Annotated in this window: 28 protein-coding genes; 20 read left to right on the top strand and 8 right to left on the bottom strand. The window is 71.3% G+C overall.

All coding sequences use genetic code 11. From position 1 onward, the window contains the following. Positions 1-49 precede the first annotated feature (49 nt). The 9 genes from ACQPWU_RS28150 (at position 50) to ACQPWU_RS28110 (ending at position 7691) form a co-directional block, all read left to right on the top strand. Positions 50-658, top strand: a complete 609-nt coding sequence (locus tag ACQPWU_RS28150) for a biotin transporter BioY (protein WP_433444726.1) — start codon at positions 50-52, stop codon at positions 656-658. 7 nt (positions 659-665) lie between these two features. Then, positions 666-2051, top strand: coding sequence for a class I adenylate-forming enzyme family protein (locus tag ACQPWU_RS28145; RefSeq protein WP_433444725.1), 1386 nt, complete (start codon positions 666-668; stop codon positions 2049-2051). Position 2052: 1 nt separating this feature from the next. After that, on the top strand, positions 2053-3222 hold the full coding sequence (locus ACQPWU_RS28140; RefSeq protein ID WP_433444724.1) for a thiolase family protein: 1170 nt from the start codon (positions 2053-2055) through the stop codon (positions 3220-3222). Positions 3223-3253: 31 nt separating this feature from the next. Next, positions 3254-3928, top strand: a complete 675-nt coding sequence (locus tag ACQPWU_RS28135; protein WP_433444723.1) for an energy-coupling factor ABC transporter ATP-binding protein — start codon at positions 3254-3256, stop codon at positions 3926-3928. Beyond that, entirely contained in the window at positions 3925-4530 is a 606-nt protein-coding gene (locus ACQPWU_RS28130; protein ID WP_433444722.1) for an energy-coupling factor transporter transmembrane component T family protein, read from the top strand. Before ACQPWU_RS28135 ends, ACQPWU_RS28130 begins: the two co-directional genes overlap by 4 nt. 50 nt (positions 4531-4580) lie before the next feature. Continuing rightward, complete coding sequence (locus ACQPWU_RS28125) at positions 4581-4925, top strand: ArsR/SmtB family transcription factor (protein WP_433444721.1); 345 nt, start codon at positions 4581-4583, stop codon at positions 4923-4925. Continuing rightward, a complete protein-coding gene (locus ACQPWU_RS28120) occupies positions 4925-5536 on the top strand; it encodes an SRPBCC family protein (protein ID WP_433444720.1) in 612 nt (203 codons plus the stop codon). The genes ACQPWU_RS28125 and ACQPWU_RS28120 overlap by 1 nt, the downstream gene beginning before the upstream one ends. A 258-nt stretch (positions 5537-5794) precedes the next feature. Beyond that, the gene (locus ACQPWU_RS28115) at positions 5795-6982 is read left to right on the top strand and encodes an MFS transporter (RefSeq protein ID WP_433444719.1); all 1188 of its coding nucleotides are present in this window, start codon (positions 5795-5797) and stop codon (positions 6980-6982) included. A gap of 76 nt (positions 6983-7058) precedes the next feature. Further along, a complete protein-coding gene (locus tag ACQPWU_RS28110) occupies positions 7059-7691 on the top strand; it encodes an NAD(P)-dependent oxidoreductase (RefSeq protein WP_433444718.1) in 633 nt (210 codons plus the stop codon). 11 nt (positions 7692-7702) lie between these two features. Here ACQPWU_RS28110 and ACQPWU_RS28105 read toward each other — a convergent pair whose 3' ends face one another. Both ACQPWU_RS28105 and ACQPWU_RS28100 read right to left on the bottom strand, forming a co-directional pair. Beyond that, on the bottom strand, positions 7703-8842 hold the full coding sequence (locus ACQPWU_RS28105) for an SWIM zinc finger family protein (protein ID WP_433444717.1): 1140 nt from the start codon (positions 8840-8842) through the stop codon (positions 7703-7705). Beyond that, positions 8839-11676, bottom strand: coding sequence for a DEAD/DEAH box helicase (locus ACQPWU_RS28100; protein ID WP_433445300.1), 2838 nt, complete (start codon positions 11674-11676; stop codon positions 8839-8841). The genes ACQPWU_RS28105 and ACQPWU_RS28100 overlap by 4 nt, the downstream gene beginning before the upstream one ends. 110 nt (positions 11677-11786) lie before the next feature. Here ACQPWU_RS28100 and ACQPWU_RS28095 point away from each other — a divergent pair, with 110 nt between their 5' ends. From ACQPWU_RS28095 to ACQPWU_RS28080, 4 genes are all read left to right on the top strand, one after another. Next, entirely contained in the window at positions 11787-12404 is a 618-nt protein-coding gene (locus ACQPWU_RS28095; RefSeq protein ID WP_360699011.1) for a DedA family protein, read from the top strand. Continuing rightward, complete coding sequence (locus tag ACQPWU_RS28090; RefSeq protein WP_433444716.1) at positions 12388-13473, top strand: sensor histidine kinase; 1086 nt, start codon at positions 12388-12390, stop codon at positions 13471-13473. Before ACQPWU_RS28095 ends, ACQPWU_RS28090 begins: the two co-directional genes overlap by 17 nt. After that, a complete protein-coding gene (locus tag ACQPWU_RS28085) occupies positions 13464-14108 on the top strand; it encodes a response regulator (protein WP_433444715.1) in 645 nt (214 codons plus the stop codon). The genes ACQPWU_RS28090 and ACQPWU_RS28085 overlap by 10 nt, the downstream gene beginning before the upstream one ends. A 73-nt stretch (positions 14109-14181) precedes the next feature. Further along, entirely contained in the window at positions 14182-14577 is a 396-nt protein-coding gene (locus ACQPWU_RS28080; RefSeq protein ID WP_433444714.1) for a hypothetical protein, read from the top strand. Positions 14578-14584: 7 nt separating this feature from the next. Here the strand turns inward: ACQPWU_RS28080 and ACQPWU_RS28075 are convergent, their stop codons facing one another. Further along, entirely contained in the window at positions 14585-15013 is a 429-nt protein-coding gene (locus tag ACQPWU_RS28075; RefSeq protein WP_433444713.1) for a MarR family winged helix-turn-helix transcriptional regulator, read from the bottom strand. An 81-nt stretch (positions 15014-15094) separates the two neighbouring features. On the opposite strand from ACQPWU_RS28075, the gene ACQPWU_RS28070 reads away from it, so the two are divergent. Continuing rightward, positions 15095-15508, top strand: a complete 414-nt coding sequence (locus ACQPWU_RS28070; RefSeq protein ID WP_433444712.1) for a nuclear transport factor 2 family protein — start codon at positions 15095-15097, stop codon at positions 15506-15508. Positions 15509-16054: 546 nt separating this feature from the next. On the opposite strand, the gene ACQPWU_RS28065 is transcribed toward ACQPWU_RS28070, so the two are convergent. Then, the gene (locus tag ACQPWU_RS28065) at positions 16055-17020 is read right to left on the bottom strand and encodes an EamA family transporter (RefSeq protein ID WP_433444711.1); all 966 of its coding nucleotides are present in this window, start codon (positions 17018-17020) and stop codon (positions 16055-16057) included. 266 nt (positions 17021-17286) lie between these two features. Here ACQPWU_RS28065 and ACQPWU_RS28060 point away from each other — a divergent pair, with 266 nt between their 5' ends. The 3 genes from ACQPWU_RS28060 (at position 17287) to ACQPWU_RS28050 (ending at position 20307) form a co-directional block, all read left to right on the top strand. Further along, positions 17287-18399 carry a MerR family transcriptional regulator gene (locus ACQPWU_RS28060; RefSeq protein ID WP_433444710.1) on the top strand — a complete coding sequence of 371 codons (1113 nt, stop codon included), beginning with the start codon at positions 17287-17289 and terminating at the stop codon, positions 18397-18399. Beyond that, positions 18396-19721: an MFS transporter gene (locus ACQPWU_RS28055; protein WP_433444709.1), complete on the top strand. Its 1326-nt coding sequence runs from the start codon at positions 18396-18398 to the stop codon at positions 19719-19721. The genes ACQPWU_RS28060 and ACQPWU_RS28055 overlap by 4 nt, the downstream gene beginning before the upstream one ends. A gap of 100 nt (positions 19722-19821) precedes the next feature. Next, positions 19822-20307, top strand: coding sequence for a MarR family winged helix-turn-helix transcriptional regulator (locus ACQPWU_RS28050; RefSeq protein ID WP_433444708.1), 486 nt, complete (start codon positions 19822-19824; stop codon positions 20305-20307). Positions 20308-20523: 216 nt separating this feature from the next. Here the strand turns inward: ACQPWU_RS28050 and ACQPWU_RS28045 are convergent, their stop codons facing one another. The 3 genes from ACQPWU_RS28045 to ACQPWU_RS28035 all read right to left on the bottom strand — a co-directional run bounded on the left by ACQPWU_RS28045 (position 20524) and on the right by ACQPWU_RS28035 (position 22086). Next, positions 20524-21090, bottom strand: a complete 567-nt coding sequence (locus ACQPWU_RS28045; RefSeq protein WP_433444707.1) for an NADPH-dependent FMN reductase — start codon at positions 21088-21090, stop codon at positions 20524-20526. 97 nt (positions 21091-21187) lie between these two features. Beyond that, positions 21188-21421 carry a hypothetical protein gene (locus ACQPWU_RS28040; protein WP_433444706.1) on the bottom strand — a complete coding sequence of 78 codons (234 nt, stop codon included), beginning with the start codon at positions 21419-21421 and terminating at the stop codon, positions 21188-21190. Between the two features lie 17 nt (positions 21422-21438). Then, positions 21439-22086 carry a nitroreductase gene (locus ACQPWU_RS28035; protein WP_433444705.1) on the bottom strand — a complete coding sequence of 216 codons (648 nt, stop codon included), beginning with the start codon at positions 22084-22086 and terminating at the stop codon, positions 21439-21441. A 141-nt stretch (positions 22087-22227) separates the two neighbouring features. Here ACQPWU_RS28035 and ACQPWU_RS28030 point away from each other — a divergent pair, with 141 nt between their 5' ends. From ACQPWU_RS28030 to ACQPWU_RS28020, 3 genes are all read left to right on the top strand, one after another. Next, the gene (locus tag ACQPWU_RS28030) at positions 22228-22503 is read left to right on the top strand and encodes a hypothetical protein (protein WP_433444704.1); all 276 of its coding nucleotides are present in this window, start codon (positions 22228-22230) and stop codon (positions 22501-22503) included. After that, complete coding sequence (locus ACQPWU_RS28025) at positions 22500-23945, top strand: HAMP domain-containing sensor histidine kinase (RefSeq protein ID WP_433444703.1); 1446 nt, start codon at positions 22500-22502, stop codon at positions 23943-23945. Before ACQPWU_RS28030 ends, ACQPWU_RS28025 begins: the two co-directional genes overlap by 4 nt. 558 nt (positions 23946-24503) lie before the next feature. Continuing rightward, on the top strand, positions 24504-24929 hold the full coding sequence (locus ACQPWU_RS28020) for a nucleotide excision repair endonuclease (RefSeq protein WP_433444701.1): 426 nt from the start codon (positions 24504-24506) through the stop codon (positions 24927-24929). Positions 24930-24987: 58 nt separating this feature from the next. Here ACQPWU_RS28020 and ACQPWU_RS28015 read toward each other — a convergent pair whose 3' ends face one another. Then, positions 24988-25539, bottom strand: a complete 552-nt coding sequence (locus ACQPWU_RS28015) for an ArsR/SmtB family transcription factor (RefSeq protein WP_433444700.1) — start codon at positions 25537-25539, stop codon at positions 24988-24990. Positions 25540-25553: the final 14 nt, after the last annotated feature.

Here is a 25553-nt window from a genome sequence, read left to right as displayed (position 1 = left end):
CGGATACCTCCATGCCTGAAGCATGGTGTTGTGGTGTGGGATCGACCCCATGAAGGATGAAGGGAAGCAGCGCAGGTTCCCTACGGGCGACCTGGCGCGGGTGGCGGTGTTCGCGGCGCTGATCGCGGTGCTCGGCCTGCCCGGCTCGCTGAACGTCTTCGGCAACGCGGTCCCGATCACACTCCAGACGCTCGGCGTGATGCTGGCGGGCGCGATCCTCGGCACGTGGCGGGCCGCGCTGGCCGTCGCGGTGCTGCTGGTGCTGGTCGCCGCGGGCCTGCCGCTGCTGGCGGGCGGGCGCGGCGGCCTGGGCGTCTTCGCCGGGCCGTCGGCCGGGTTCCTGATCGGCTGGGTCCCCGGGGCGGCGCTGACCGGCTGGCTCGTCGAGCGTGCGGGCCGCAATCCGGGCATCGTCCGCCTGGTGGTGGCGTGTCTGCTGGGCGGCGTCGGCGTGATCTACCTGTTCGGCATACCTGTCCAGGCGGCCATCACCGGCGTGTCCCTGGGTAAGACGGCGCTGCTCAGCGCCGCCTTCCTGCCCGGCGACCTGATCAAGGCGGTGCTGGCGTCGATCGTGGCCCGGGGCACGCAGCGGGCCTACCCGGATGCGGTCCCGGCCGTGCACCAGGAGCGACTGCGTACCGGCGCGGGGCGTTGAACCCTCGATGCCGGTAGCAGCACACGTGATGCGGCACGCCGCCGAGCGCCCTTCGCGCCTGGCGGTGTGCGGCCCCGAGGGGGAGCTCACCTACGTCCAGCTCGCCGAACGCGTCCAGGGAGCCGCCCGCCACCTGCTCGGCCTCGGAAGCGGGCCGGGCACGCTGGTCGCGATCGGCCTCACGGACCCGGCCGACGTGCTCACCGCCGTGCTGGCGGCGGACCTGGCAGGCGCGACGCCGCTGGTGGGCGACCCGATGTGGGACCGGGAGCGGTGGTCGCGCGTCGCCCCGGCATCACCGAACGCGGCCAGGCCCGCCGTCCACGTGGACGCGCCGCTGCCGTACGTGGCCGGTCCCGCGGTGACGCATGACCCGCGGCCGGAGGACAGGGCGTGGGCGTGCTTCACCTCGGGCAGCACCGGCAGGCCGCGCGCCATCGTGCGCGCCCGCGCGTCGTGGACGGCGTCGTTCCCGCACCTCAGCGACCTCGCCGGGATCGGCCCGGACGACGTCGTCCTGGTCCCCGGCCCGCTGGTGTCGAGCCTGTACGCATTCGCCGCCGTACACACCCTGGCCACCGGCGCGACGGCCCTCCTGCCCGGCCGCCGGCCCTCCAGGACGCTGGGCGACCTGCTGGCCAGGGCCACCGTCGTGCACATGGTGCCGCACCGGCTGCCCGACGTGCTGGCACACCCGGGGACGCTGCGTACGGCCGTCGTCGGCGGTGCGGCCCTCGACCCGGACACGCGCGCCGCGGCCGTCCGGGCGGGGGTCCGTGTCGTGTCCTACTACGGGGCGAGCGAGCTGTCGTTCGTGGCGGTGGACGTCGACGGGGGTGGGCTGCGCCCTTTTCCGGGCGTGGAGATCGAGGTCCGGCCCACGACCGGCGGGGCAGGCGCTCTCGGCGAGGTGTGGGTGCGTTCGCCGTGGCTGGCCGACGGCTACCTGGGCGATGCGGCCGGGCCGTTGCGCCGTGACGGTGACGGCTGGGTGACCGTGGGCGACGTGGCGGAGCCGTACCGGGTAGGAGAGGTGCTGCGGGTGCGGGGGCGCGGTGACGGTGCGATCCAGACCGGCGGCGCCACAGTCGTGCCCGAGGACGTGGAAGAGGTGCTCAGGAAGGTGCCCGGTGTGGGGGACATCGTCGTGATCGGCTCGCCGCACCCGTCGCTGGGCTCCGTGGTCACGGCGGTCATCGAGGCCGAGTCCGCCTCCCCGCCGCCGCGCGCGCTGCTGGAGGCGATGGCCAGGGGCGGCCTGGACGCGGCGCAACGTCCGCGCCGCTGGTACGCGGTGCCGAGCCTGCCGCGCACTCAGACGGGCAAGCCCGCGCGCGCCCTGGTCGCGGCACGTCTGGCGGACGGCGACCCCGACATCCGGCGGCTGGCCTGACATGCCGGACGAACCCATGGTCGGGACGGCACCCGTCATCGTGGCGGCACGGCGTACCCCCATCGGCACGGCCGGGCACGCGTTCAAGGGGCTGACCGTCGATCGGCTGGCCGCGCCCGTGATCGCGGCCGTGGCGCGCGATCTGGCCGGGCGGCGGGTCGATGACGTGGTGCTGGGCAACTGCATGGGGCCGGGCGGCAACGTGGCCAGGGTGTCGGCGCTGGCTGCGGGCCTGGGCGACGAGGTGCCCGGCCTCACGGTGGACCGTCAGTGCGGCAGCGGGCTGGCCGCGATCCTGGTCGCCGCCCAGGCGGTACGCGCGGGCGAGATGGACCTGGTGATCGCCGGAGGGGCGGAGAGCGCCTCGACCGCGCCCCTGCGTACCCATCGAGGCGCGGCCGAGCCGTACCCCAGGGCGTCCTTCACCCCGGACGGGCGGCCCGATCCCGACATGGGGCCGGCCGCAGAGGAGCTGGCGGCGGCACGCGGCATCGGCCGGGAACGCCAGGACGCCTACGCCTGCCGCAGTCACGCCAGGGCGCTGGCCGCCAGGGAGGCGGGCCGGTTCAAGGGGGAGATCGTCCCGATCGGCGGGCGCTGCGACGATCAGCGGCCCAGGCCGCTGCGGGCGGCGTCACTGGCCCGTCTGCCTGCGGCGTTCGTGGCGGAAGGTACAGTTACGGCCGGTAATTCCTCGCCGGTCAGTGACGGCGCCGCGGCCGTGGCCATCGTGCCCGAGCGGTTGCGCGCGGGCCTGCCGGGGATGCGGCTGGTGGCCGGGTCCGTCGTCGGGTGCGATCCCGAGCTTCCCGGCTGGGGCCCGGTGCCCGCGGTGCGGCGGGTGCTGGCGCGTGCGGGGGTGGAGTTGGAACGGGTCGCGGCGGTGGAGATCGTGGAGGCGTTCGCGGCGCAGGTGCTGGCGGTCACCGACACGCTCGGGCTCGACACCATGGACGACGAACGGGTGTGCGCCGACGGCGGCGCGCTGGCCCTCGGGCATCCGTGGGGCGCGAGCGGCGCGGTCGTGGTGACCAGGCTGTTCAGCCGCCTGGTCCGCGCGGGCGCCCCGCCGGGGACGCTGGGGCTCGCCGCGGCCGCGGTCGGCGGCGGGCTCGGCGTGGCCGCCCTGTTCGAGGTGGTCGGTCCAGGACGAGATGGAGGGCCGGCATGATCGGGATTCGCAGCGTTCCGGGTGGTACGCCGTGATCGAGTTCGCCGACGTGCACGTACGGCTCAGTGAGCGTGACGTGCTGCGCGGCATCACCGCCAGGCTGCCCGAGCACCGGGTCGGCGTGGTCGGCGCCAACGGCTCGGGCAAGAGCACGCTCGCCCGCCTGATCAACGGCCTGGCCCTGCCCACCTCGGGCAGTGTCACCGTGCTCGGCCTCGACACCCGCCGCCACGCGGCCAAGATCAGGCGGGGTGTCGGGTTCCTGTTCACCGACCCGGACGCGCAGATCGTGATGCCGACGGTGGCCGAGGACGTGGCCTTCTCCCTGCGGCGCAAGGGCCTGACGCGCGATGAGGTCGACCGGCGCGTGCACGACGTGCTGGCCAGGTACGGCCTGGGCGACCACGCCGACCACCCCGCCCACCACCTGTCGGGTGGCCAGAAGCAGCTGCTGGCCCTGTGCTCGGTCATGGTGCTGGAGCCGGACATCCTGGTGATGGACGAGCCGACCACGCTGCTCGACCTGCGCCACTCCCGCCAGGTCGCCGACCTGCTGCGCGAGATGCCGCAGCAGGTGGTGGTCGTCAGCCACGACCTGCCGCTGCTGGCGGACTTCGACCGCGTCCTGGTGCTCGACCAGGGCAGGATCGTCGCCGACGACACCCCGGACGAGGCCATCGCCCACTACCGGAAGATCATGGCGTGAACGGCCTGACCGGCGCCTTCGTCCCTGGCGACTCACCGCTCCACAGGCTGCCGCCCGGGGTCAAGCTGGCCGGGCTGGCGCTGGCGTGCACGGTGCTGGTGCTGCTGCGCTCGCCGCTGGCACTTGCCGGGGCGGCGGTCGTCGTGGCGGGCCTGTACGCGCTGTCCGGGGTCGGGGTGGCGGCCGCCTGGGCGCAGGTCAAGCCGGTGCGGTGGTTCGCGGTGATGTTGTTCGGGATGCAGTGGGCATTCGTGGATCTGCAGGGGGCGATGTCGGCGACGCTGCGCGTGGTGCTGGCCGTGGCGCTGGCCGGGCTGGTCACGCTCACCACCCGCGTGTTGGCCATGATGTCCACGCTGGAACGCTGCCTGGCCCCGGCCAGGTTCGTCGGCTTGGACCCGTTCCGGCTGTCGCTGCTGCTGTCGCTGACCGTGCGCAGCGTGCCGGTCGTGGCCGGGCTGGCCACCCGCGTCCGTGAGGCCCAGCGGGCCAGGGGCGTCGAGCGCAGTCTGCGGGCCTTCGCCGTGCCGCTGGTGGTCAGCTCGCTCCGGCACGCCGACGCCCTCGGCGAGGCGCTCAGCGCCCGCGGGCTGGACGACTGACGTCTATCCCAGGTTTGACTTATATAAGCGGAACCTGAAACACTCGGGTCGTGCACGCATTCGACGTCCTCGGCGACCCAGTCCGGCGACGGATCCTGGAGCTGCTGGCGGGCGGCGAGCAGAGCTCGGGCGAGCTCACCGCCGTCATCCAGCGCGAGTTCGGCATCTCCCAGCCGGCCGTCTCCCAGCACCTGCGGGTGCTGCGTGACAACGGCTTCGCCGGCGTGCGGGCCCAGGGCACCCGGCGGCTGTATGCCGTCGAGGCGGGTCCGCTGCAGGAGGTCGATCTCTGGCTGGAACGATTTCGCGGCTTCTGGAACCAACGGCTGGACGCGCTGGCGACGGAACTGGCCCGCGGCAAGCGCGAGCGCCGCACGAACGAAAAGGACACCTGATGGACATTGTGGACGAGCTCCTGAAGGCTCAGCGCGAGCTGAAGGACGGCGAGATCAAGACCGTGGTGCTGCGACGGCACTACGACGCCGAGATCGAGGACGTGTGGGCCGCCTGCACCGACGCCGAGCGGCTGGGCCGCTGGTTCCTGCCCGTGACCGGCGACCTGCGGCTCGGGGGCACGTACCAGCTCCAAGGCAACGCGGGCGGCGAGATCCTGCGCTGCGAGCCGCCGAGCCTGCTGAAGGTCAGCTGGCTGTTCGGCCCGAACCCCGGTTTCTCCGAGGTGGAGGTGCGCCTGTCCGCCCAGGACGGCGGCACGCTGTTCGAGCTGCGCCACAGCGCCGAGATGCCGCCGGAGATGTGGGACCAGTACGGGCCCGGCGCGACCGGCGTGGGCTGGGACCTGTCGCTGCTGGGGCTGGGCCTCTACCTGTCCACCGGCGGCCGGGACGGGATCGACGAGAACACCTTCCACGAGACGCCGGAGGGCCGTCGCTTCATCACGGCCAGCAGCCAGGCGTGGGGTGAGGCCCACCTGGCCGCGGGGGGCCCGCCGGACCAGGTCGCCGCCGCCGTCGCCAACACCACCGCTTTCTACGCTCCCGAATAGTGCCGAGAACGACTGGGCGGGGATGCCTTCGCGCCCGAGGACGGCTGGGCCAAGCGCCGAGCACCCCGAGACTCACCGTACTGGGGTGCCCGGCTCAGTCCTGAGCGTACGGCGCTGCCTCGCGGCCGCATGGCCATGTCAGGGCAGCCGCAGGAAGATCTTTGCGCGTTTCCGCGCGTTCGCAGTGTGCCCGCTGTAGCGCCCGCGAAATCATGCCGCATGTCATATGCGCAGGTCAGGGGTATATTTCCGGCCGAAGTGGGGCGCAACGGGCTGCTGGTCATCGCGGCACGGTCGCTGCGGACCTTCGGCTACGGATGCACCAGCGTGCTCCTGGCCGAGTTGCTCGCCCAGGACGGCGACGCCCCCTGGCAGACCGGCCTGCTGCTGGCCGTTGCCTCGGCCGGCTCGGTGTTCGCGAGCCTGATGCTGGGCCTGTTCGCCGACGTGTGGGGACGGCGGCGGACGCTGATCGGGTGCGGCTGCCTGATGGCGGTGACCGGCGTCGTGTTCGCGCTCTGCGAGTCCTACCCGATCCTGGTCGCCGCCGCCTTCATCGGGACGATCTCGCCCTCCACCAACGACAACACGCCGTTCTCCGGGGTGGAACAGGCGATCCTCGCCCAGACCTGCCCCCAGGCCCGCCACACCGCCCTCTTCACCTGCTACAACGTCACCGCCATGGCCTCCGGCGCACTGGGCGCGCTGGCCGCCGCAGCCCTCGGGCTCCAGCCTTGGACATCGGCCCCCGACGCCGCCTTCGCCCTGTACGCGATCCTGGCCGCCGGCACCGTGACGCTGTTCTGGCACCTGTCGCCGCAGGCCGAGGCGCCCAAGACCGCCCGCCCCGGCCAGAGCGGGCACCGCGTGCGGGTGCCGGGTCAGGTCCGCCTGCTGGCCGGGCTGTCCGCGCTGGACGCCCTGTCCGGCGGGCTGGCCGTCCAGGCCGTGCTGGCCTGGTGGTTCGCCCACCGCTACGGCGCGACCACCACACAACTGGGCCTGGTGTTCTTCGCCGCCAACCTGCTGCCCGCCCTGGCCCAGCTCACCGCGCCACTGCTGGCCGCCCGGCGCGGCCTGCTGGCCACCATGCTCCTTCCGCACACGGTGGCCAACCTGCTGCTGGCCTGCATCCCGTTCGCCCCGGACCTCACCACCGCCGTCGCCCTGCTGCTGCTCCGCCAGACGGTCTCCAAGATCGACGTACCGGCGCGGCAGGCCTTCACGGCCGCGGTCGTTCCCGCCGCACACCGCACGGCCGCCGCCAGCATGACCAGCCTGGCCCGCAGCATCGCCGTCTCAGCCGCCCCCATCGCCGCCACCACACTGCTGACCGGCACCCTAGCCGCACTGGGAGCCCCGCTGCTGCTCGGCGCGGCCCTGGGCCTGGGCTACGACCTCGCACTCTGGCGCGCCTACCGGGACGCCCCCCTGGCCGAAGGCTGAGCGCCCCGGACGGGCACGTGAGGGCCTTGCGAGGTAGGGTGAGTGAATACTCACAAACTCACGAGAGGTGGCACCGATGAGGCTCGCGATCTTCGGAGCGACCGGTGGCACGGGACAGCAGCTCGTGCGCCAAGCACTCGACCTCGGCCACGAGGTCACCGCCGTCGTGCGCGACGCGTCCAGGCTGCCCGCCGAGCTGCGCGGGCGCCTGGACGTCGCCGAGACCGACGTGATGAACCCCTACGCCATCACCTCGGCGGTCAAGGGCCGCGACGCGGTGCTCTCGGCGATGGGCACGCGCGGGAGCGGCCCCACCACCGTGCAGTCCGACAGCATCTCCTCCATGATCAAGGCCATGACGCAGGTCGACGCGCGGCGCCTGCTGATGGTCAGCGCCAGCGGCCTGGTCACCGACGCCGGCGACGGCCCGGTCACGCGGTACGTGCTCAAGCCGCTCGTTCAGCGCATGTTGCGCCACTCCTACGCCGACCTGGCCAAGGCCGAGCGGTTGCTGCGCGCCAGCGACCTGGACTGGACGATCGTCCGGCCCTCGCGCCTGACCGACGGCGAGCGCAGCGCCTACCGCACGGCCCGTGACCTCAACGTCAGGCGCGGCCTGACCACGAGCCGCGCCGACGTGGCCCACTGCATGCTGGAGCTGGTAGCCGACCGCACCTCGATCCGCCACGTCATCTCGGTGGCCTCCTGACCCCGGGAGGTCTATCCGCTGACGAGCGCCGCGGGGTCGCGCTCGGGCGGGCCGGCGGGCCACCATACGCCGTCGCGCTGGGTGAAGGGGTACCAGCGGCCGTCCCGGCCGTAGCGCAGTTGCAGGGCGCCGAGGGTCCAGCGGTTGCGCCACGCCTCGACCTGCGGCGGGCGCTCGCCCTCCCAGCCCGCCTCCAGCAGGGCCTGCGCTCTGGCCAGGTCCCGGCGGGGCGGCGTCCAGGCGCTCTCGTGCACGTCGAGGCCGTGCGTGCCGCCGTACCTCCATGCCTGCACGGCCGCCTCGAGTCCGAGGTCGAGATCGTGTTCGGCGGCCAGGCGTATCCGGTCCTGATACTCGGTGAGCTCCGGCAGGCGCCCGTGCAGCAGCAGCTCGCGCGCCCGGGAGGCGGCCGAGGCGGCCAGCACCCGCAGCGCGGCCACGTCCATGCCGGGCGTACGGTCCGCGGGCGGATCCAGGGCGGGCGGGGCGAAGGCGACCTCGAGCGGCGGGGGCTCGGGCAGCGGTGACACGTCTGCCGCGAACGCCTCAGCCGCCGGCACACCGCCGGCCGCCTGTTCGGCGGCTGTCTCGTCGCCGGGAGCGTCGCGGCGCTGGAGTGCCTCGACCAGCTCGCGCTCGCCTCGCCCGCGCATCAGCAGCAGCACGAACGGGTCCGCGTCCAGCAGCCACGATGCCTGGTAGCACAGGGCGGCGGCGTGCTTACAAGGGTGGCCCCAGTCGGGGCAGGAGCACTCGGGCTCGAGGTCGCCGACGGCGGGCAGCAGCGGCACGGCGGCGTCCTCGGCGGCTTCGACCAGGTCGTGGGGCATGTCGCGGTCGAGCAGGGCGGCGATGTGGCCGCTCTTGGCGGCGACCTGGTCGAGGAAGCGTTCCCAGGCGGCGTCGGTGAGCTGCTCGACGCGCACGACGGTGTCGTACTCGCTCTCGGTGACGGCGGCGATGCGCCCGGGGCTGACGGTGATGGGGCCGATCTGGCCGGCCTTGGCGTACGCGCGGCCCTTGCGCAGCAGGACCTGGTCGAGCGAGGTGTCCTCCATGGCCTTGACCCAGGCGCGCCCCCACCAGGAGGTGGCGAAGCGGGCGCCGGCGCGCTGCGGGGGGAAAGAGGGGAATCCACGTGCGGCGGTCATCTCAGCTCCACGAGAGCGGCGAGTTCGGCGTCGGTCAGCTCGGTGAGGGCGGCTTCCCCGGAGGCGAGCACGGCCTCGGCGAGCGCCCGCTTGGCGGCGAGCATCTCGGCGATGCGGTCCTCGATCGTGCCCTCGGTGATCAGGCGATGCACCTGGACGGGCCGGGTCTGGCCGATGCGGTAGGCGCGGTCGGTGGCCTGGTCCTCGACGGCCGGGTTCCACCAGCGGTCGTAGTGGATGACGTGGTCGGCGCGGGTGAGGTTCAGGCCGGTGCCGGCGGCCTTGAGCGACAGCAGGAACACCGGGGCCCGGCCGTCCTGGAAGCGCGCGACCATCTCCTCGCGGCGGGCGACCGGGGTGCCGCCGTGCAGGAGCTGGGTGCTCACGCCCCTGGAGGTCAGGTGCCGTTCCAGGAGACGGGCCATGGTGACGTACTGGGTGAAGACCAGCACCGCGCCGTCCTCGGCGACGATGGTGTCGACGAGCTCGTCCAGCAGTTCCAGCTTGCCCGAGCGGCCGGTCAGGCGCGGCTCGGTCTCGTGCAGGTACTGGGCGGGGTGGTTGCAGATCTGCTTGAGCCCGGTCAGGAGCTTGACGATGAGGCCGCGCCTGGCCATGCCGCGGGCGTCGGCGATCCGGGCCATGATCTCGCGTACGACCGCCTCGTACAGGCCGGCCTGTTCGGTGGTGAGCGGGACGGGACGGTCGGTCTCGGTCTTGGGCGGCAGCTCGGGCGCGATGCCGGGGTCGCTCTTGCGGCGGCGCAGCAGGAACGGCCCGACCAGCCGCGACAGGCGTTCGGCCGCCTTGTTGTCACCGGATTCGACTGGTTTGGCCCACCGTGCCCTGAACCTGGCCAGCGGGCCCAGCAGCCCCGGCGTGGTCCAGTCAAGGATGGCCCACAGCTCCGACAGGTTGTTCTCGACGGGGGTGCCGGTCAGCGCGACGCGGGCGGCGGCGGGGATCTCCCGCAGCGCCTTGGCGGTGCCGGAGGCGGGGTTCTTCACGTGCTGGGCCTCGTCGGCCACCAGCAGGCCCCACGGGTGTGCGGCCAGGCGGGCCGCGTCCATGCGCATGGTGCCGTACGTGGTCAGCACGAAGCCCTCCTCGGCCAGCGTGCGGCTCGCCCCGTGGAAGCGGCGCACGGGCACGCCGGGCGCGAACCTGGCGATCTCCCGCTCCCAGTTGCCCAGCAGCGAGGCCGGGCACACCACGAGCGTCGGCCCGGTGCCGGCGACGGCGTCGGCGCGGTGCAGGTGCAGGGCGATCAGCGTGATCGTCTTGCCCAGGCCCATGTCGTCGGCCAGGCAGCCGCCCAGCCCGAGCGACGTGAGTCGGGCCAGCCAGCCCAGCCCGGCCAGCTGGTAGTCGCGCAACGTGGCGGCCAGCCCGTCGGGCGGGCCGGCGTCGGCGGGCTCGGACAGGCGTTCGCGCAGCTCATGCAGCCAGGCGGTGGGATCGACGGCGACCTGCTCGCCGTCGACCTCGGCCGTGCCGGTCAGGGCGGCACTGAGGGCCTCGATGCCGGTCAGGGGCTTGAGGTCGCGCTGGCGGGCCTTGCGGGCCAGGTCGGGGTCGATGAGGATCCACTGGTCGCGCAGCCGTACGACGGGGCGGTGCGCCTCGGCCAGGGCGTCCATCTCGGCGGCGGTCAGGCGCTCGCCGCCGAGGGCGAGCTGCCAGTCGAAGCTGGTCAGGTGGTGCCCGCCGAGGAACGACGGCAGGTCGGAGGGCTTGCTGTCGCGTTCGCCGATGACGGCGCGGGCGCTCAGGCCGCGTACGAGGGCCTTGGGCCAGTGCACCTCGACTCCGGCGGCGGCCAGGCGCTCGGCGGCTCCGGCCAGGAGGTCTTCGACGTCGCCGTCGGTGAGGGTGAGGTCGTCGGGCACGGCGCTGTCGAGCAGGCGCTCCAGGCGGGGCCAGGTACGGGCGGCACGGCGCACGGCCAGGGTGGCCTCGATCCTGGCGCGGGGGCCGAAGCCCGGGTCATGACCGCGCCACAGGTCCGCGGCGTCGACGACGAGCGAGGGGTCGGCCAGGCTGTGCAGCTGGGCGACGGCGCGGAACTCGGCGGCGGCCAGGTCGTCGGCCTCCAGGCGCAGCGACAGCCGTACGCCGGAGTCGAGCCCGGCCGCCACCTCCTCTGCCCAGGGGCGCAGGTGCGGCACCTTGACGGGCTTGGCGGCGGCGTAGGCGGTCAGGCCGGTGGCCCGCACGGCGCCGGGGGAGCGCGGCATGGCGTCGGCGACCGCGTCGAGGAACGCCCGCACGAGCGGCTCCGCCTCGGGCAACCACACCTCTCCCGGGCGCTCGCCGCCCCCGTCGCGGCCGTCGGATGCGGAGGTGGGGCGGTCATCGTGGGCAGGAGCCAGGACGTCCCACGAAGTCGCGCTCGGGTTGCCACCTGCGGTGCCGGGGGTGAAGGACCCATCGACGGGGAGGGGGGTGGCGCGGGCGGAGGCGGGCATGGAGGCGGCCAGCTCGCGGATGCGCTGGACGTCGGCGGCGTCCAACGGCCCGGCGCGCCACGAGTCGTGATCGCCCGCCGTCACCCCCGGCAGGATGCGGCCCCGGGTGACGAGCTGGAGGGCCACCAGCGCGACCGCGCCCCAGAAGCGGGCCGCCGGGTGGGCCCGCGGGTCCATGCGTGCCCTGGCCAGCGCCGCCACCGCCTCGCCCACCGGGATGAGCCTGGCCGCGACCTGCCGGGTGCCCTCGTGCGGCTCGGCCACCGTCACCGCGGACGGCCCGTCCGGGTCGAGGAAGACCATATGCCCGGACCTGGGCGGGTCGCCGGGTTGGAAAACTGCCGAGTGCCGTACCAGATCCGTCATCGAGGTCACGGCCGTACAGTGTACGGTACGCTGGGGTGCGGTTTCCCACACCCTCCGATCAGAAGCCCGCCTCATTCCCGGCATACCCGATCATCCCTAGCCTTGACCCCATGACTGATTGGCTGGTTGGACTGATGGAGAGCCTCGGAGCACCCGGGGCGGGGATCGCGATCGCGCTGGAGAACCTGTTCCCGCCCCTGCCCAGCGAGGTGATCCTGCCCCTGTCGGGCTTCACCGCAGGCAGGGGCGAGATGGACCTGCTGGACGTGCTGGTGTGCACGACGCTGGGCTCGGTCATCGGGGCGCTGGCGCTGTACTGGGTGGGGGCGCTGCTGGGCCGCGAGCGCACGCTGGCCATCGCCGCCAAGCTCCCCCTGGTCAAGCCGTCCGACATCGAGAAGACCGAGGCGTGGTTCCGCAAGCACGGGCGCAAGACGGTGTTCTTCGGCCGGATGATCCCCATCTTCCGCAGCCTGATCTCGATCCCGGCGGGCGTGGAGCGGATGCCGCTGGTGACGTTCACGCTGCTGACGACCGCCGGCAGTCTCATCTGGAACACGATCTTCGTGATGGCCGGCTACGTGCTGGGCGACAACTGGTCGCTGGTGGAGACTTACGTGGGCGTCGGGACCAACGTGGTGATCGCGCTGGTGGCGCTGGCGATCGTGGTGTTCGTCGGCGTGCGGCTGGCCGAGCGGCGCAGGGGCAGGCATGCGACTCGCCGTTGAGGGCCTGCGGCTGCTGGGCGCGGTGGCGCTGGGCGCCGTCACCGCGCCGCTCGAGCTGGTGTTCATGCTGCTGGCGCTGCCGTTCCTGAGCCATCCGAACGTCGGCGCGGCGGCCCGGCGGCTGGCCCGCTTCGAAGCCCGCCGCCTGCGCCTGGACCCCGGCGCCCTGCAGGAGGGCGGGCCGGTGCCCTACCTGGCCGCCCGCGTCCCGGTGGGCGTCCTGGGCGGGCTGGTGATCACATTGCTCGTGTACGGGGTCGGCGCGGCGGTCCTCATCCTCGCGGCGTGGGGGCGCGGCGAGGCGTTCGACGGGATGCGGCCGTCGATCCCGCTGGTCGCCTACATGGTGGTGGCCGGGGTCGTGCTGCTGTTCCTCGACCTGTCGGGCGTGGTCGGGGTGCACGCGCTGGAGCGGCGGCTGGCGCTGCGGATGCTGGGCCCCGACCCGACGCGGGCGCTGGAGCGCAGGATCGCCGAGCTGGCCGAGAGCCGGGCCGGGATCGTGGCCGCCGTCGACTCCGAGCGCCGCCGCATCGAGCGCGACCTGCACGACGGGCTGCAGCAGCGCCTGGTCGCGTTGTCGATGCTGATCGGCCGCGCCGGGCGGGGCCGTCCCGAACTGCTGGGGCAGGCACACCAGGAGGCCCAGCAGGCGCTGGCCGAGCTGCGCGAGGTGGCCTGGCGCGTCTATCCGAGCGGCCTGGACTCCCTGGGCCTGGGGGAGGCCCTGGCGGGGGTGGCCGAACGTTCGAGCGTTCCGGTGCGGGTAGCCTGCGACCTGCGGCGTCGGCCGCCCATGGCGGTGGAGACGGCGGCGTACTTCGTGGTGTGCGAGGCCGTCACCAACGCCGCCAAGCACGCCGGCGCCACGCTCATCACGGTCGAGGTGCACGAGGAGGACGCCGCGGTGATCGTACGGGTGCGAGACGACGGCACGGGCGGCGCGCAGGCGATCGGCGGCGGCCTGTCCGGGCTGGCCAGGCGGGTGGCGGCGCTGGACGGCACGTTCGAGCTGAGCAGCCCGGCGGGCGGGCCGACGACGATCACGGCGGTGCTGCCGTGCGGGTGATCCTGGCCGAGGACTCCACGCTGTTGCGGGAGGGCCTGGTGCGGCTGCTGCTGGAGGAGGGCCACGAGGTTCCGGCCGCGGTCAGCGACGGGGACGCGCTGGTGGCTGCGGTGGCCGAGCACCTGCCGGACGTCGTGGTGGTGGACGTACGCATGCCGCCGACCCACACCGACGAGGGCCTGCGGGCGGCGCTGGAGATCAGGCGGCGCTGGAGCGAGGTCAAGGTGCTGGTCCTGTCGCAGTACGTGGAGAAGCGGTATGCCACGGAGCTGATGAGCGCGGACGTCGAGGGCGTCGGCTACCTGCTCAAGGACCGGGTGGCGCAGGTGGGCGACTTCCTGGACGCGCTGGAGCGGGTGGGCGCGGGCGGGGCGGCGTTCGATCCGGAGGTGGTGCGCCAGCTGCTGGCTCGCACCACGCAGGTGGACCCCCTGGCGCGGCTGACGGCACGGGAGAGGGAGGTGCTGGAGCTGATGGCGCAGGGGCTGACCAACGCCTCGATCGCCCAGGCTCTGCACGTGTCGCAGAGCGCGGTGGAAAAGCACGTGAACTCCCTGTTCGACAAGCTGCGGCTGTCGCACACGACCGGCTACAGCCGCCGGGTGCTGGCCGTGCTGCACTTTCTGGAGTCGTGAGGCCGCCGTTGACAATTTTATTTGTCGGTGGGAGGGTGGAGACATCCCACCGAGCAAGGAGCTGAACAACGTCATGTCGAAGACCGTCGCGACCAAGCTGCTCATCAAGCCGGAGTCCAAGGTGTGGATCTCCGACGCCGCCCACCTGCCGCTGGTCGGGGCGTTGCCCGAGGGCGCGCGCCACGTCGAGGACCTCAAGGAGGCCGACGTGGCGCTCATCTTCGCCGCCGACTCCGCCTCGGCCCGGCAGATCCTGGACCGGCACCGCGACCAGGTCACCGAGCCGCCGATCGTGTGGGTCGCCTACCCGAAGGGGAACAAGGCGGACATCAACCGGGACACACTGTGGCCGATCGTGGGCGAGTACGGGCTGCGTCCCAACGGGCAGGTGGCGGTGGACGAGGTGTGGTCGGCGCTGCGCTTCCGCGCGCTCAAGGAGGGCGAGGCGCCCTTCACCGGTGGCCGGTGAGCCCGCATCACCCGATGGGCCCCCGAAGCTCCGGAGCGTCCACACGACGGGGATCAGCGCGCATTGCACGGTCGCCTCGGGGCTTGAGCAACAGCGGCGACGCTTGCCCTCGTTGGTGGTGCGTGAGCAGTTGAGTGAGCAGGTGGGTCAAGGTGGGCCTGTCCTCGGCTGGAAGCGGTCCGAGTAGGTCGTCCTGCACCTTGTCGAGCGCTCCGTCCATGCGTCGCAGTTGCCGATCACCCGCCGTGGTGAGGGTCACCAGGTTGCGCCTTCGGTCATCCGGGTCCGGCGTGCGCTCGACGAAGCCCTGCTCGGCGAGTTCGTTGATCGCCGCCACGACGTCGCTGCGGTCCATGTTGCACCGGCGACCGAGCTCGGCCTGACTGGCCACCCCGAACTCGTCCAGCGCGGCCAGGCGTGCGGGCGTCTCTTCCACTACATCGTTGGCGCAGCCAATGAATCTGTGTATAGTGGGTCGCGCCAATGTTGGAGACGCCAACGAAAGGATGTCATTGCCATGTCCACGGATACTCTGATCGCCGACCGAATTGAGATCGCCGACCTGTTCACCCGCTTCGCGCTCCTGCTCGACCAGAAGCGGTGGGAGGATGCAGGCACCGTCTTCGCCGACGATGTGGCGGTGCACTCGCCGCGCGGGGGCGAACTCCGCGGCATCGACAAGGTCGTCGGCTTCATGCGACAGGGGGAGGTCGAGGGGCAGCAGGCCCAGCACACGACCACTGACCTGCTGGTGGACGTCGACGGCGACCAGGCGGCCGCCTCGGCGAACTCGATCGTGTACTACTACCGCGACAGCCAGGCACCCCATTTCACAGGCGGCCTGCGACTGGCCTCCACCGTCGTACGGACGCGGGCGGGCTGGCGCCTCCGTGAGGTGCGGATCACGCCTGCCTGGACACGCGAGAACTGATCTCTCTCCGGGAAGCTGTGGACACCCACGGGAGTAGGGGTACGCACCACCGGCAAGCATGTCGTCTGCGTAGCGGTCAGATGGGCGCTGCGGGGGCGGAATCGGTCGATGACGCCCCGGCAGCGGATGGGTGCCGTCCGGTCGTGGCAAAGGTCGTGAAGTACATCGTCTCGGCGAGCAAGGTCGTGTCGGACTCGCCTCTGCCTCACCGCCCTGGTGTCCCTCATCGCCCTCATGAGCGCCTGAAACCGCTTGAACGTCATCACCCAGCAGCCCGCCGGCGACTACCAACCCGGCCAGCGGGAGTAACCAGCTCTGATGAGACTGAGAAGGGAAGACCTCGCCATGTCCACGCCCACGACGACTGAGCAGGACGACGTCCGGTCGCGTCTGCCCGACCCCAGCCGGTTCATCCCCGAACTGGCAGCAATCGCCGGAGCCATGTCCAAGGCAACCGAGAACGGTTCAATACGGCAACCACGCTCACCCTGAGCGCGGCCAGCTCGAACCTGTAGCGGCCCGAGCCGTCCAGGAACTCGCGGTCACTCACAGCTTTGCGCCTGACCGCCCAGAACCGAGCCGAAGACCGCGACGGCTGGACGGCAGGGGGGCGGAGCCGGTGGCGGTCTGGGCGAGGAGCGCGCCGGACAACACGATCAGCCCGCCCACGATCTGGAACACGCCGAGCGTCTCCCCGACCAGCCCCCAGGCCACCACCGCCCCGCCGATGACCTCCAGCGACGCCACGGTGGCACCCACGCCGGCCGAGAGCCGCCGCACGGCGTTCACCCCGATGATGTACGCCACCACGGTCGCGACCAGCACCATCCACAGGTACGCCACCAGCACAGGCAACGTCCGGCCACCCGCGGCGGGCGCGGCGGACACCGTGAACGCGTCCCACGGGATGTCCCAGGGCCGCGCGAACGGGATCAGCACGACGGCCGCCCCCGTCATCCCCCAGGCGATGAGCCCGAGCGGGTCCACGTCGTCCCCGAAGCTATCGTTCATCAGGAAATATCCGGCCGAGCATGCCCCGGCCAGCAACCCCAGCACCAGGCCCAGCGCGTCCAGCCGTACCTCCTGCCACGCCTCGACGACGATCCCGAGGCCCACGACCGCGACGACCGCCCCGACATACGCGGTCCGCGCGAGCCGTACCTTCCGTACGAGCCGCACCCACGCCACCACCATCACCGGCGCCATGTACACCAGCAGCAACGCGACCCCCACAGGCAACCGCGTGATCGCGACGAAGTACAGCGACTGCACCCCGGCCACTGCCATGACCGCGTACAGCCCGAAGAACGGCAACCTGGAGCGGGAGATCCGCAACGCCCGCGGCCTGATCAGGGCCAGCACGGCCACCAGTAACAGCCCCGCCCCCGCCATCCGCGCCCACACGGCCTCGATCGGCGTCAGCCCGGCGGTGATGAGGTATTTGGCCATCGGCCCCGAAAACGCGAAACACCAGGAGGACACGAACGCGAGCGCGAGCCCCGCATACCTCATTTCACATCACCTGCACCGTAATCACCGTCCAGCAGGTTTGACACTGACATGTGCGGCATCCCGGGTGCAATGAAATAACGGCACTCCGCTCGGCTCCTGGCGATCAGGCGGATCAGGCGGATCACCGCCAGGGTCGTGGCCGGGTAGCCTTCCCGAGCGGGGAACCCGTCGACCGGGCTCGGACCACGCCGCTGTGTTGACCTTCCCCCTGGGTGAAGCAGCAGCATCGTCGGCACCGGCCACGGTGGCCGGGACGAGGAGGAGTGGTGCGGCTGCTGACGATCGGGGCATTCGCCCGCGCCGCGCGACTGTCGCCGAAGGCGTTGCGGCTGTATGACGAACTCGGGTTGCTGCGGCCGGCCGCGGTGGACGGCGAGTCCGGATACCGGTTCTACGATCCGACGCAACTGGAGCGGGCCCGGTTGATCGCCTGGTTGCGGCGGCTGGGTATGCCGTTGGCGCGTATCCGGCGGGTGTGCGACCTCCCGGCACCCGCAGCGGCCGAAGAGATCGCCGGCTACTGGGAACAGGTGCTGGCCGAAACCGCCGCCCGCGGGCAGTTGGCCACTTTCCTCGTCGACTATCTGTCGGGAAGAGGAAGCACCGTGGAAGAGACGGCGACCCTACTCGGGATCCGTTACGCCGCCCGGTCGGAGTCGGGACTGGGGCGCACGAGCAATGAGGACTCCGCGTACGCCGGCCCCCGGTTGCTGGCGGTCGCCGACGGGGTCCGTGGCTCGGGCGGGGACCTCGCGAGCGCGGCGGCCATCGACGCGCTCAAACCGCTGGAGACCATGGCCGCGTCGGCTGAGGATCTGCTCGGCGCCCTCGCCGACGCGGTCGGTGAAGCCGACCGGGCCATCGGGGAAATCGCCGCGTCAACACCGTCGGGTGAGGCGGTGACCACGCTCACCGCACTGCTGTGGTCGGGTTCCCGGCTGGCGCTGGTGCACATCGGCGACACCCGGGCGTACCTCGTACGTGACGGTGAGCTGTTTCAGATCACCCATGACCACACTTACGTGCAGGCGCTGGTCGACGAGGGCCGGCTGACCGCGGAGGAAGCGGCCTCGCATCCGCAACGCTCGCTGCTCGCACAAGCGCTGACCGGTACGGGCGGGGTCGAGCCGGAACTGTCGCTGCACGGGGCCGTGGCCGGTGACCGGTACCTGCTGTGCTCCGACGGGCTGTCCACCGTCGTACCGGCCGCATCACTGCGCGAGGTACTGACCGGGCCGGGCGCCCCCCAGCAAGTACTCGACGAACTGGTCACGCGGGCGTACGCCGCAGGCGCCCCCGACAACATCTCCTGCGTCGTCGCCGACGTGGTGAGCCTGGAGACACCGGCCGCGGCCGCTTCCGGTGGCACCGGACAGTGATCACGTCAACAGCGCGGTCGCTCGGCGCGTACACGGTTGACCGCCGCCCGCTGGCCATCGCGGCCTACCGGCGGCTGTGGGTGGCATCGGGGGTCTGCGCGGTGGGCGGCTCGTTCAGCGTGGTCGCTGTACCGACGCAGCTGTTCACGGTGACCGGCTCCTCTGCGACCGTGGGCGCTGCGGGGGCGGTGTCGTTCATCGCGCTGGTCGTGGCGGCGCTACTGACCGGCGCCCTCGCCGACGTCATGGACCGGCGGAGAGTGTTGCTGGCGGCCCACTGCGGCCTCGCGTTCACGTACGCGGCCTTGTGGACCCACGCCGTGCTGGGCGGGCGCTCCGTTCCCGTCTTGATGATGTTGGTCGCCTGCCAGGGGCTGACCCTCGGGGCGATCATGACCACGATGGGCGCAGTGGTGCCTCGGCTTGTCCCGATCGAGCTCCTCCCGGCAGCGAACAGCCTCAGCTCTCTGACCCGCTACGCCGGGTCGATCCTGGGACCGGTACTGGCCGGCGCGTTGATACCGGTTGTCGGGCTCGGCGCGCTGTACCTGTTCGACGCCGTCGCACTGCTGGCCGTCGTGCGGGCCGTCGTCAAGCTGCCACCGCTGCCGCCCCACCCTCACCCGGACGGACCGTCGAACGATCCGCCCGCCACGCGTCGCCCCACGATCGGCCAGGTACTGGCCAGTTTCCGGTACTTGGCGGCCAGCCGGCTGCTGGTGGCGGTGCTCGCGGTGGACCTCACGGCGATGGTCTTCGGCATGCCGACAGCCCTGTTCCCGGAACTCGCCCAACACACCTACGGCGGACGTGCGGGAGGCGGCCTGGAGTCGGGATTGCTCTATGCCGCCTATCCGGCCGGGGTCGTCATGGCCGGCCTGTTGTCCGGCACGTTCACCCGCGCCCGACGCCACGGTGCGCTCATGGCCGCGGCCGCCGCCGCGTGGGGCATCACCGTCGTCGTCCTCGGACTGGCGGCACAGCTGTGGATCGCACTGGCAACGCTCGTCCTCGGCGGCGCGGTCAACTTCGTGCTGAGCACCTTCCGCAACGCCATCACCCAGGCACACACCCATGACGCCATGCGCGGCCGGATCCAGGGATCGCTCACCGTCGTCCTCTTCGGGGGTCCGCACATCGCGAACCTTCTACACGGGGCCGCCACATCGATCCTCGATGCCCGAACAGTGATCTGCGCTGGCGGGCTGCTCACCACGGCAACCGTGGCGGCGATCACATGGGCAGCGCCAGAGCTGCGGACCTACACCACTGGGCAAATGATCGAGCGGACTCCACATGGCCGGTCGGGGTCCAGCGCGTGATCCGTGCCTTCTCGGGGATGCTGGGCTGCGGGAGCCACCGGTGTATTTAATTTCAAATGATACCGTTTCGAATGAAACGGATGGCTGATAATATGGACTCATGACCGCCGACGTTCCCCACGGAACCACCGCCTCGCGTGCGACCGACCGCCCCGGGGATGCCTCGCCTTTCGCTCTCGGCTTGCTGTTGCGCCGGGCGCACTGGCGCGTGGCCGCGGTGACGACGGAGGCGCTTCGCCCGCTCGGCATCGAGTTGCGGCATTTTGCCGTGCTGATCGTGCTGGTCGACCGCGGGCCCACGGTGCAGCGGGACTTGGCGGCGGCGACGGGATCGGACAAGGCGGGAATCATGCGGGTCGTGGACGACCTGGAGCACAAGGGGCTGGCCGTACGCAAGACCGTTCCGGGGGACCGGCGGGTGCGGGCAGTGGAGATCACGCCTCAGGGCCTCGAGCTTTTCGACGCGGCCCATGTGGCGGCGGAGCCGGTGGCCAAGCGTCTGGCAGCCGAACTGCAGCCCGGCGAGCCCGAGCTGCTGGCGGATCTGTTGAGCCGGTTTGTCTATCCCGCAGGCGGTGAGGCGTAAGCGCCCGCGCGGTCAGGGCTTCGTCGCCGACGGGGATCGAGCCGTTCTACCCGATGCAGCACGGGTTTGCCGAGGGCGTCACCACGAGAATGTGCCCGGTGGCCGCGACGTGCTCTACCCAGGCATTGTCACGGATAGCTCCTGGACGCGTGGCAGGCGGACTGGTCGATGGTCGCGGGACCGTCACCACTCCACCTGCCATCGCGCCCCGGCGGTCTACAGGTCCGGGATGTCGTGGTGGTGGCGCCGGATGTGCGCCGTAAAGGCCCGCAGGTATCCGGTCAGGAACTCGGCGGTGGACGGCACCTGGATGTCGCCTTCGTCGTCAATCAATTCCTTGGTGAACTGGATGTAGGCCTCGGGCTTACCCAGCACCGGGGAGTTGGTGAAGGACAGGATGGTCTTGAGGTGCTGCTGTGCGACCGCGGTGGAGATCGGGCCGGGTGAGGCTCCAATGATCGCGGCCGGCTTGCCGTCCAGCACGTTGGATCCATAGGGCCGGGTCGCCCAGTCGATGGCGTTCTTCAGCGCGCCCGGGATGGACCGGTTGTACTCCGGGGTGATGAACAGGAGGGCGTCGGAGGCTTTGATCGCGTCCTTGAACTCCTGGGCCACGGCGGGGTAGCTCGCGTCGTGGTCGTGGCTGTACAGGGGCAACTCGCTGATGGGGATCTCCGTGAGGCGGAGTTCCGGCGGCGCGAGACGGCTCAAGGCCAGAGCGAGCCTCCTGTTGATCGATTTCAGGGACAGGCTCCCGACGATGTAGCCAACGGTGTAAGTCATTGCATTTCCTCTCAAGGCATGAACTTGCCATCGTCAAAATTGACGGTCTGGCCGGGGATGAAAGTCGGTGTCGGAAGAGCCGAGCAAGCCGCCCAGGTCACGGGCGGGCGAACGGCTGCACCGGTAAGTGGCACGCGGCGTTGTCCACCTCGGAGGAGATGTCGGCGGCGATGGTGCGCCGCTCAGAGTGCCGGCCAGCCCAGCCGGCCGATGCCTTCGGCGCCTCGTCGCTGACAGCGGTGGCGATGACGGTGTAGCCGTTGCGCGGGAAACGTCCGGGCAGGAGAGCTCCGATGCCTCCGGTGATGACGACGACTCCTTCGGTCTTCATGGTCCTTCTCCAGCGGCCTAACTCTCGACGAACGTGACCGTCTCGTCGAGCGGCGCCCGGCCCGTACGGGCGTAACCCACCGTGACGTCCTCGAACCCGATCGACATGCCGCAGAAGAGGATGAGCTCGTCCGGGGGCGACAGGACCTCCGCGACGGTCTTGCGATACTTCGCCCACGCCATCTGCGTGCAACTGTGCAGCCCTTCGGCGCGGAGCAGCAGCATGACAGTCTGCAGAAACATGCCGACGTCGGCCCATTGGGGCAGGCCCATGTCGCGGTCGATGTAGCAGAACAGGGCGGCGGGCGCGCCGTAACAGTCCCAGTTCGCGGCAGCGGCCCGCTGGCGCGCCTCCAAGTCCTCACGCGAAACACCGAGTGCGCCGTAGTGCTCCTCACCGAAGGCGAATCGGCGCTCGCGGTACGGGGACTTCAATGCGGACGGGTACATCTCGTACTCCCGCTCGTCCCAAGGGTCGCCTGCGGCCAGGCGCTCGCCGGCGCGCTTCTTGACCTCGGCCAGCGGCCCGCCGGTCAGCACGTAGGCGTGCCACGGCTGGACGTTCGATCCGGACGGCGCCCAGGCCGCGGCGGACAGGACGCGCTCCAGCACCTCCTTCGGGACAGGTCGATCAGTGAATCCGCGCACCGCCCGTCGACTTCTCACCGCCTCATAGACGTCCAAGATCGCCTACCTCCCCATCTGCTCAACGTGCCTAGCTTCATTACGTCTACGACGGTATCATTCGCGACAGTATCATTCAATACTATTCAGTCGGCATGATCCAGCACCCGATGGAGGAGAACCATGTCCTTGATCGTCAGCGAGCTCTTGTTCTGTGCGGCTATCGCGGCGGCGCTGGCCGGGGTGTTCCTGCACCGGCGGACGTCAGCCCTGGAGCGGGCTTGCTCGCCGCAGGAGCAGCAGTTGCTCGTCATGCTCGCGCACGACGAGATCGACGAGGAGGAATACCGCCACCGGCGGGACACCACCCCCGCACCCCTCTCGGCGGCGCTGATCAGCGGGCTTGCGCACCCACGTGGCGCCCCTGGCGGCCTGACGAGCGGCGAGGTGACACCATGAGACCGGGCTTGCCGCTGCGGCGGATCAGCCTCGGCTCGACGCGGATCCGGCTCACCGCCATGGCCATGGGCACGGCGTTCGCCCTGCTGGTGCCGCTCGGCATGGTGGGGGCATCGGCCGCCGCGCACGCTTCGGCCGCCCCCGACCGGTCAGGAGCCCGCGACCAGGCCGGGCTCACCGCCACCGCGGCCCGGATCCGGAATCTGGCCGGCACCATCGAGCCACACATACCCGGCATCGACCTGATCCAGGTCGTGGGCGCCGATCAGCGTGTCATCGCCGCCTCGCCCGCGGCACGCGGGCGAGGACCCCTGAGCCAGGTGTGGCCCTCGCCCGCCCAGCCCCAGGCCGACGTCGAGGTGTGCGCCACGGGCACCGGCCGAGGGTGTCTGCGCCTGGCCGCCGTCCGGGTTTCACCGTCCCCTGCTTCCCCGGTGGTCTACGCCGGCCGGATGGTCTCGCCCATGGCGTCGTCCCGGGTCTTCCGTCTGTGCTGGACCGCCCAGATCGGGCTGCTGATCCTCCTGGCCACCGCGGCGACGTGGAGGCTGACCGGGCGCACGCTGGGCCCCATCCAGCTCCTGCGCGCGCAGTTGGCCGCGATCAACGTCAGCGACCTGAGCACCCGCATCCCGTACCCCTCCTGCCGCGGTGAGGTCGCACAACTGGTACGCACGATCAACCACACACTCGGACGGCTCGAGGAGGCCAAAGCCTCCACCGAACAAGCGCTTCAGCGGCAGCGCCAGTTCGCCTCCGACGCCTCGCACGAACTGCGCACCCCGCTGGCCGGCCTGCGCGTGCGCCTGGAGGACGCCCAGATGCATCCCCTCGACACCGACCTGCCCGACCTGGTCCGGCACGCGCTGGACGATCTGGATCGGGTCCAGGGCATCATGACCGACCTGCTCCTGCTCGCCCGGCTGGGTGCCACCGCGCCCCAGGCCATCCAGAAGGTCGATCTGACCAGCGTGGTCCGCACCGAGACAGGCCGGCGTGACGATCGCCACCCGGCGGTCTTGGACCTGCCAGAGCGGGTCGTCGTCGACGCCGTGCCGGGGCAGATCGCCCGGGTGCTGACGAACCTGCTGGACAACGCACAACGGCACGCCACCAGTCAGGTACGGGTAGGGCTGCGCCGCTCAGGATCGCACGCCGAACTGACGGTGAGCGACGACGGTGGCGGAGTGCCACCGGCCGACCAGGAACGGATCTTCCAGCGGTTCGTCCGCCTCGATGAGGCCCGCAGCCGCGACCGCGGAGGCACCGGCCTGGGCCTGGCCATCGCCCGCGACATCGCCACCGCCCACCACGGCACCCTGCACGTCCAGCAGGCTGCGATCGGCGGCACCAGCTTCATCATGCGGCTGCCCCTGGCCGCCCCCGCCGAGCAGGCAAGCCCGCAGCGGCCGCAGCCCACCCCGCCGAACCCCGGCACATGACCGCAACCACCAGGCCAGGGCTACACGCTGTATCCGCCGGCCGCTGTTCTCAGACGTGCTGGTTGACGAGGATGCCGAGGGGTCCGGGTCCGCCCGGACCAGAGGCTTATGGGCTGGTTGAGGCTGTATGAGGAGTGGACACTGCGGACGACCAGCGCAGTTGCGGCGTGATGGCTCCGACCACGGCGACGGCGCCGAGGCATAGCAAACCGCCGCTGATCAGGGCTGTTGTCCCAGAGGTAGCGTCCGCGACTAGGCCCCCGCGCATGTTGCCGATGTCGGCCCGGCTTGCCCGACGATCTGTTCAGCGGCGCTGACACGGCCGAGTAGTTCGCTCGGGGTGTGCGTCTGGAGGATGGTGCTCCGGGACACCACGGAGGCACTGGCGACCGACGTGCTGGCCCGGGCGGCGGCGGGCTGTCGGCGGGGACGATCTCCTCCGACGTAGTACGCCCGGCGGTCTCCGCAGAGGACGCGCTGCGTGGCCACGAACAGCCGGCAAGTGATACGGCGTTACGATCGTTGACACTCTTGGCGGCCGATGTTTGACTCGGCCGGGTGCCGGCTAGATCCTCGGCTGCTCGGCTGCCTCACGAGGCTGGCGTCTATCGGTTCCGCGACCGGCGCGGCCAGATCCTTTACCTGGGGCGCGCCACCGACCTTCGGAGCCGGGTGCGGTCTTACTGGGGTGACCTGCGCGATCGCCTGCACCTGGCGGAGATGGTCGCCCGAGTCGCCCGAGTGGAGGCGGTAGCGTGCGACTCGGTGCACGAGGCCGCGTGGCTCGAGCGCAACTTGCTGGAAGCCGACATGCCTCCCTGGAACCGCGGCCTGGGCGGTGAGGAGACGTCGATCTACATCGTGGTCGACATGCGGCGGGGTGAGAACGAGCCATGTTGCACGGTTGACAGCCGTCCACATGGTGCTGGACGTCAATCACACGGTGGCCGGGGTGTCCCGCTGTCGGCGCCGGAGCAGGAATAACGCGCTGTCGCCGAAGCTGGAGGCGGCGTCCCCAATCAGCAGCCGGCGAAAGCGCGAGTCACGTATCAAGAGGTGCATGGGGGGCGCCATGGAGAAAGATCCGCGCGGACTGGGCGCCTTCGGGGGTGAGCGACGGATCTGACAGTCGGGCCATGTACGGCTCGAGCAGCCTCGTGAGGTCCTTGCCGATCGCGTCGAGCTCCTCAGGGGTCAGGGGGACGCTGACTCCTGAGACGAATGCCGCCTCGTGCCAGGCCTTCGCAGCGGAGATCCGGGTTTCGGCCCATGCGGCCATGCGGGCGGCCTCCCTCTCGATGAACACCCGCTCCAGCTCGACCGCCGCCGCACCGCCTTCCGCGACAGACCATTTCTGCTCGTGGTCGGTCAGCTGCCACAGCCGTTCCCGTTTGTCTCCTGAGGGCTCGGCCTCGGTGACGTAGCCGTACTTGGCCAGTTGGCGGAGGTGGAAGGAGCACGATGCCTGGGAGGTGTCCAGGTGTTTGGCGCAGGTGGTGGCCGTCGCTGGGCCGATCCGTCCGAGCAGGTCGATCAGGTCTAGCCGCAGCGGGTGCGCCAGGGCCCGCATGGCCCGCGGATCGGTGATTCGCATATGTCAAAGATATC

The organism is Nonomuraea sp. CA-141351 (genome assembly GCF_050944675.1).
In the GTDB taxonomy this organism is placed as follows: domain Bacteria; phylum Actinomycetota; class Actinomycetes; order Streptosporangiales; family Streptosporangiaceae; genus Nonomuraea.
This window is presented reverse-complemented; position numbering and strand designations above follow the sequence as displayed.

What these genes read in the sequence shown, in the direction of transcription:
- ACQPWU_RS28045 (WP_433444707.1), bottom strand. Translation starts at nt 21,090, where the DNA reads ATGACTTACACCGTTGGCTACATCGTCGGGAGCCTGTCCCTGAAATCG.
- ACQPWU_RS28110 (WP_433444718.1), top strand. Translation starts at nt 7,059, where the DNA reads ATGAGGCTCGCGATCTTCGGAGCGACCGGTGGCACGGGACAGCAGCTC.
- ACQPWU_RS28090 (WP_433444716.1), top strand. Translation starts at nt 12,388, where the DNA reads ATGCGACTCGCCGTTGAGGGCCTGCGGCTGCTGGGCGCGGTGGCGCTG.
- ACQPWU_RS28050 (WP_433444708.1), top strand. Translation starts at nt 19,822, where the DNA reads ATGACCGCCGACGTTCCCCACGGAACCACCGCCTCGCGTGCGACCGAC.
- ACQPWU_RS28120 (WP_433444720.1), top strand. Translation starts at nt 4,925, where the DNA reads ATGGACATTGTGGACGAGCTCCTGAAGGCTCAGCGCGAGCTGAAGGAC.
- ACQPWU_RS28080 (WP_433444714.1), top strand. Translation starts at nt 14,182, where the DNA reads ATGTCGAAGACCGTCGCGACCAAGCTGCTCATCAAGCCGGAGTCCAAG.
- ACQPWU_RS28040 (WP_433444706.1), bottom strand. Translation starts at nt 21,421, where the DNA reads ATGAAGACCGAAGGAGTCGTCGTCATCACCGGAGGCATCGGAGCTCTC.
- ACQPWU_RS28030 (WP_433444704.1), top strand. Translation starts at nt 22,228, where the DNA reads ATGTCCTTGATCGTCAGCGAGCTCTTGTTCTGTGCGGCTATCGCGGCG.
- ACQPWU_RS28100 (WP_433445300.1), bottom strand. Translation starts at nt 11,676, where the DNA reads ATGACGGATCTGGTACGGCACTCGGCAGTTTTCCAACCCGGCGACCCG.
- ACQPWU_RS28150 (WP_433444726.1), top strand. Translation starts at nt 50, where the DNA reads ATGAAGGATGAAGGGAAGCAGCGCAGGTTCCCTACGGGCGACCTGGCG.
- ACQPWU_RS28105 (WP_433444717.1), bottom strand. Translation starts at nt 8,842, where the DNA reads ATGACCGCCGCACGTGGATTCCCCTCTTTCCCCCCGCAGCGCGCCGGC.
- ACQPWU_RS28095 (WP_360699011.1), top strand. Translation starts at nt 11,787, where the DNA reads ATGACTGATTGGCTGGTTGGACTGATGGAGAGCCTCGGAGCACCCGGG.
- ACQPWU_RS28025 (WP_433444703.1), top strand. Translation starts at nt 22,500, where the DNA reads ATGAGACCGGGCTTGCCGCTGCGGCGGATCAGCCTCGGCTCGACGCGG.
- ACQPWU_RS28065 (WP_433444711.1), bottom strand. Translation starts at nt 17,020, where the DNA reads ATGAGGTATGCGGGGCTCGCGCTCGCGTTCGTGTCCTCCTGGTGTTTC.
- ACQPWU_RS28145 (WP_433444725.1), top strand. Translation starts at nt 666, where the DNA reads ATGCCGGTAGCAGCACACGTGATGCGGCACGCCGCCGAGCGCCCTTCG.
- ACQPWU_RS28070 (WP_433444712.1), top strand. Translation starts at nt 15,095, where the DNA reads ATGTCCACGGATACTCTGATCGCCGACCGAATTGAGATCGCCGACCTG.
- ACQPWU_RS28015 (WP_433444700.1), bottom strand. Translation starts at nt 25,539, where the DNA reads ATGCGAATCACCGATCCGCGGGCCATGCGGGCCCTGGCGCACCCGCTG.
- ACQPWU_RS28140 (WP_433444724.1), top strand. Translation starts at nt 2,053, where the DNA reads ATGCCGGACGAACCCATGGTCGGGACGGCACCCGTCATCGTGGCGGCA.